The organism is Ancylomarina sp. (assembly GCF_041555295.1).
Lineage (GTDB): Bacteria > Bacteroidota > Bacteroidia > Bacteroidales > Marinifilaceae > Ancylomarina.
The window spans coordinates 1-5,673 of record NZ_JBFFKR010000224.1 but is presented as its reverse complement, the minus strand read 5'-3'; the positions used below and the strand labels follow the sequence as shown (position 1 = coordinate 5,673).

The 5,673-nt window shown below is 38.1% G+C and carries 5 protein-coding genes; all 5 read right to left on the bottom strand.

Annotated features, from left to right (window positions below):
- The coding region (locus ABY905_RS13300; protein ID WP_372644670.1) for a glycoside hydrolase family 2 TIM barrel-domain containing protein at positions 1–911 on the bottom strand (911 nt) is incomplete at its 3' end.
- Positions 912–946: 35 nt separating this feature from the next.
- Entirely contained in the window at positions 947–2,434 is a 1,488-nt protein-coding gene (locus ABY905_RS13295) for a glycoside hydrolase family 30 beta sandwich domain-containing protein (protein WP_372644669.1), read from the bottom strand.
- A gap of 55 nt (positions 2,435–2,489) precedes the next feature.
- The gene (locus ABY905_RS13290) at positions 2,490–3,986 is read right to left on the bottom strand and encodes an MFS transporter (RefSeq protein ID WP_372644667.1); all 1,497 of its coding nucleotides are present in this window, start codon (positions 3,984–3,986) and stop codon (positions 2,490–2,492) included.
- Positions 3,987–4,048: 62 nt separating this feature from the next.
- Positions 4,049–5,140 (bottom strand): glycosyl hydrolase family 17 protein, encoded by a 1,092-nt coding sequence (locus tag ABY905_RS13285; protein WP_372644665.1) that lies wholly within the window; start codon positions 5,138–5,140, stop codon positions 4,049–4,051.
- Positions 5,141–5,213: 73 nt separating this feature from the next.
- On the bottom strand, positions 5,214–5,673 hold a 460-nt coding region (locus ABY905_RS13280; RefSeq protein WP_372644663.1), incomplete at its 5' end, for a glycosyl hydrolase family 17 protein.

Below are 5,673 nucleotides of genomic sequence, written 5' to 3'. Positions count from 1 at the left end.
GCACCGTCGTATGGAACACCGCTACTATTTGGCGCCCATCCACCAGAGTCTAATGTATTATTATTGCCAGCTTTCCATAACTCATCAACAAAGGCAAAGAGGGTGACTCCCGAACAAATTTTCTGATTCCTAAAAACTGATTCCAGTATATTTGTTGTGGCATCAGCCTGAGCCAACTCATTTTCACCTTGCTTATAGCCATTTTTTGAAATCGTCATATAACTATCAGCTCCCGCTTCTGACAAGTACATTGGCTTGCTGCTGACAGCACGCCATTCAGAAAAGATTTTTTCAGGATTATCCCAACGATAGACATTCATTCCCCAGACATCAATGTTTGGACACATCGATAGAGCCAATGAATCTGGGAACTCACCGTGTGCGGTTGTTACAGGATGAGAAGGATCGTGTTGATGAATGAGATCTGCAGCATGGTTTAAAGCCATGTACCAATTCTTAATATCGTCACCAAACCACTCTGGATGGTAATTGTATTCATTACCAAGTTCCCAAAGCAATATTGCCTCGTGATTCTTGTAGGTGTTTACATAATTGATAAAAGTCCCTGAAAGAATATCATGATGTCCACCTTGGTTGTAGCCAAAACCTATAATCACCTTGAGTCCGGTCTCATGTATCTCATCAAGCACAGAAACATCGGTTATAGGAGCATAAACCCGAATGGTGTTTATTCCAGCCTCAAGCATTAATGCCAGGTCTTCAGACAAATTACTAAAGTTTCTTTTATCGCTTTCTTTGGGAACAGGATGATAGCATATCCCCTTGATTGTATAAACAGAATCGTTTACAAGAATACGCCTTCCATTAACTGATACAGTATTCGCCTCAACATTCTCAGCCTGAAAGAGCAATAAACTCAAAGCAAAAATCAATAAAATATTTTTTAGCATAGATATTTGTTAGTTATTTACTTTTATAACAAGACTTAAGCAGGAATAACTACCGTTTGAATTGCCTGTGCACTAATCTGTATATCTACAGAACGATCACCCAACGAAAGTTTCATATTTTTTGATTTCAGGTTCATGTTCAAAATAACAAGAGCTATAGATCCATCAGGATTTTGTGCCGCTGTCATCATCAAATCATCATCTGAATTTTCAAAGCCAATACGAACAGCTCCTGGGCGGATATACTTACTAAAATGCGCCATGGTATGGTATAATGGCGTAAAGTAAACTTCATCTGTCTCCGGATCTACAATGACGGGAGCAACACACCAATTCTTAAACCAGTTTGGTCCGCCCTGACGATCTAAAACCATGTTCCAGTCGATCCAACCTTGCACGTAATTGTTCAAACAACCTATAATATCTCTGGCATAACGATAGACAGGTACATATTTCGGATGAAGATGTTTCTGATCATCAGGTGCCCAGTCCCAACCCCAATCGGTTCCCTCTTTTGACCAATACCAGGCATCATCATTCCAATGTGGAACCTCAGAATCTACACATGCCTCCGATTGGATCATTAATTTATTTGGTGCTTTCTTGTATGTATATTGTAAGGCTTCAGGCATAAAGTCATAAGTACTAGCATACCAATGAATCGCCATTCCATCAAAATATTTGGCTGATTCCTCATCCTTGTACATGATATCTGCCCACTCTGCCAGCTCATCTCGGTTCTGATCGTATCCTAAAATCTTAACATTATAACCTTGATCTTTTAATTTTGGACCAAGATGCTTGCTTACAAATTCCACCATTTCTTCTGGTGTATAATGCATACTCTCCCAGTTGCTGTTATTTCCTAAAGGCTCATTCTCTACGGTTAATCCCCAAATGTCGATCCCCTCATTTTTATAAGCATCAATGTATTTTGAGAAAAATAGTGCCCAGGTATCGTAGTATTCAGGTAGCAATTTACCTCCACACCAATGCTTGTTATCTTTCATCCAAGGGGGTGCTGTCCATGGCGAAGAAAGAATTTTAAACCCATCTTCAGAAATGGCCATTGCATCCTTAATCATTGGAATAATATCGTCACGATCTTCCTCAATTGAGAAATTATCTAATTCCATATCTCCTGCTACAGGAGCATAAGAATAGTTGCTAAGTGAGAAATCACAAGAATTGATATGTGTTCGCGTTAAAGAATACTTCGCTCCTTCAGAACCAAAGTATGCGTCTAAAATCAACTTACGGTTTTTCTTACTCAGCTGATTTAGCAAATAGGCCGATGACTCAGTAAAAGACCCGCCAAAGCCGGTAATTGTCTGATATTTTTCTGCAGGTAATAATTGGATGGCTACAGCATTTTCTGCAGAAGTAAATTCACTTATTTTTTTGAGCTTATTGCCATTTGAAGATGTCTCATAGACATCAACCGTCAAATTATTCTGCTGTGCTGTGCACCCCAACAAATTTGCCATGAGAAAAATAGATAAGAAATATTGTAATATTTTCATTAGTTTATAATTATCATATTAATTAAAATCAGATCTCAGAAATAACGACTCTCAATTACAACTTAATGATCGATGGAGTAACTTCTTCAGCGATATTATCATTATTGACTTCTTGCCCCTCATGCTTAGCCTTACCTCGTTTTGCAATCAAGGCCTCTCTAATTTCGTGAGCCTTAGTCTCTGTTATATCATATTTCCATACAATTAAAACTGCCATTGCTGCCGTCACAATAGGGATAATAATATCCGCAATTCTTAGGTTAGTCAGTGTTTCAGTGGTTTGTTGATCAATCGATTGATCAAAACCAACAGCTTGCAATACAATACCACTAGTCAATAATGCCAAGGCAGTTCCTAGTTTTACCATCCACCAATAAACAGCTCCAAACATGCCCTCACGACGTTCTCCGTTATTCAGTTCATCCAAGTCACAAACATCAGCAGTCATCGACATCATAAGTGTAAACAAACCTCCAATTCCAAAAGACAAGAATGGAATAGGCATAAACATCAACCATGGGTTGGCTGGATTGAATCCCCACCATTTGAGTCCATAGCCAATCATTGATATTAGAGTTGCAATGACAAAAGCATTTTTCTTGCCTAACTTTTCAGATATTTTTGTAACAATAGGAATAACAAGAAAAGCGGTAGCCATGGCACTTATAGTCCCAAACCAAGCTGGCCAGGATCCTGCAGCAACCTTATCTCCATTAAAAAGATAGTAGACAATAATGAACATGGCGAATTGCGCGATAGTCTGAAACCCATTGAATATAAGAAATGTAGCCCCACAAAGTTTCATGAAAGGTTTGTTTTTGATTGTAAGCTTTATTCCTTTCACGAATTCTTTGGTGTTGGCACCCAATTCACTCATAGATAAATTGGCTCTTTTGCTATTATCAGGCAATATCATTTCTTTATTAAAAAGAGCTGGTAATACACCCAGAATCATACAAATAGCTCCTACCCAAATTGATAAAACACGTGCCCCCTCTGGTGCTGATTCAAATATAGAAGCATCATAAATAATAACCCAAAACCATGGCGCAATCATCCAGGCAACCTGGCCCATCCATTGTGAAACAGCCATTAAACGAGTTCGTTCGTTATAATCGGGAGTCATCTCATATCCCAAACCAATTAATGGCGTTGCAAAAATCGTATATCCGATATAGAAAAATACCGATACGATTAAAAAATAGAAGAAATTATAGGTTTGTGAATCTTCAGGATTTAATTGCCACATCACCATAAAAGCGACACCAGTAATAGCACTACCAATAAAAATATAGGGCTTACGTCTTCCCCATTTCGATCTTGTATTATCAGAGATAAATCCCATTATAGGATCAGTTAAAGCATCAAGAAGTCTAGGTAATGCACCTAATATACCTGCGAGAACAGGATTCATTCCAAGAGACATGACCAAAACAACCATAAAAACACCCAAGGCTGCAGGAAACAGCTGATTGGCCAAATGTCCTGATCCAAATGCTAATTTTTGTCCAAAAGGGACAATATCTTCCTTTGCTGTTTTATAGTGTGTCATATTTATTGAACTACGAATTAGTAATTATGAGTTATGAATTAAGGACCTGTTGATGTTGAATCTTAATAGGAAAACATCTTCTGTATAAGTTTTTTAGGCTTACGGTCAACAGTGAACATTCCCCAGTGCTTTTCAGCCCCTAAAGGATTTGCGGTTTCTCCTTTCCAATCCTCATCGAAAGCTTCAAAAAAGAAAGTGGTGATATTCATATCGGCAGACCATTTCATCAAATCGTTGTAATATTGTTCCTGCTTTTCTTCACTTGCACGCTCTCCAAATTCTGAAGCTACAGTTGCCCAACCTGCTTCAGTAATCACAATTTGACTATTGGGAAGTGCATTGCGAACTTTTTGCACATTCTCTATGGTATAAGTCATGGCTTCATCAATATCTTTACCTTCCCAAACCGGATAAACATGAATGGAGATAAAATCGACAGCCTTAGCTAATTTTTCACCTTTTGCAGCCCACCACTCGTAATTATCAGCAACAGTAACAGGTTGCTTAATTGCCTTCTGAACTTTATGAACATAGGCAATAATAGAATCCGTATTCACTTTGTGATCGTTCCAATCAACTAAAGCTTCATTCCCCACGTTTACTGCAATTACAGTTTCAGCATATTCATTAGCCAAACGAATTCCCTTTTGTATTTCTTTCTGGTTAGCAATGATATTTTGCTCTAAAACTTCAGATGGAATAGGTTCAGTTAACCATCCACAAGTTTCATGAGCACTTAATTCAGCTTTCAACCAAACACCCAACATCACCTTGATATCAAGTTTATTTTCTTTAATTATTCGCAATACGGCCTCTGAATTTTCGCCAGAATCGTAAAGACGAATCAAATTGAAAAGTGAGTCACGAGAAATAATCTTCAAATCCTCAAGAACCTGCTCATTTGTAGGATTTATAGCACCTTCGCCTCTGTCCGGATGCTGTCCCGTTCGAAAACCCGAATAACAAACTGCTCGCGAAACACCACATAATAAATCATCTTTACTTTGCTTAATCGCTTTCATCTCCAGTTCTGCTTCGTTTGTTAAGGTTTGTTTTGGCTTACTCGTTTGCTTACAGCAAATGAGACTAAATGAAAAAATGATGAGTAGTGCCAGATTAGCTTTTCTCATGTTGATTGGTTGATATGAAATCATGAGTTGTATTTTAGGTTTTAGCTTCGTTTAAGTTTTAATCGTAAGGTTTGTCTTGTTGTTCTATTAAGAATCACTAAACCAGACTGAGATGCATTTTTTCCATAACTTTCTTCGGTTTTCGGTCTACCGTAAATAGTCCCCAGTGCTTTTCTGGTTCCAAAGGCTCCTGTGAACCTTTCCAAGGCTCATCAAAAGCTTCAAAAACAAAGGTTAGGATACCTTCAGCATCACTCCAATTAACCAAATCGTTATAATAAACTTCCTGCAACTCCTGACTCACATTCCCAGGATCGATTCCTCGTCCATTCGAATTGGTTGCCCAGCCAGCTTCGGTAATAACAACAGGTTTATGAGGATACCTATCTGCAACGCTATAATAATTTTGCTTGGTATATTCTAAAGCCTCATGAATATTTTTATATTCCCAAACGGGGTAAGTATGTATGGATATGAAATCAACTTCCTCCACCAAATCATGTAACTTTTCCTGCCAAGGCACATAGTTTTCACAAAATGTAACAGGCTGTTTAGCT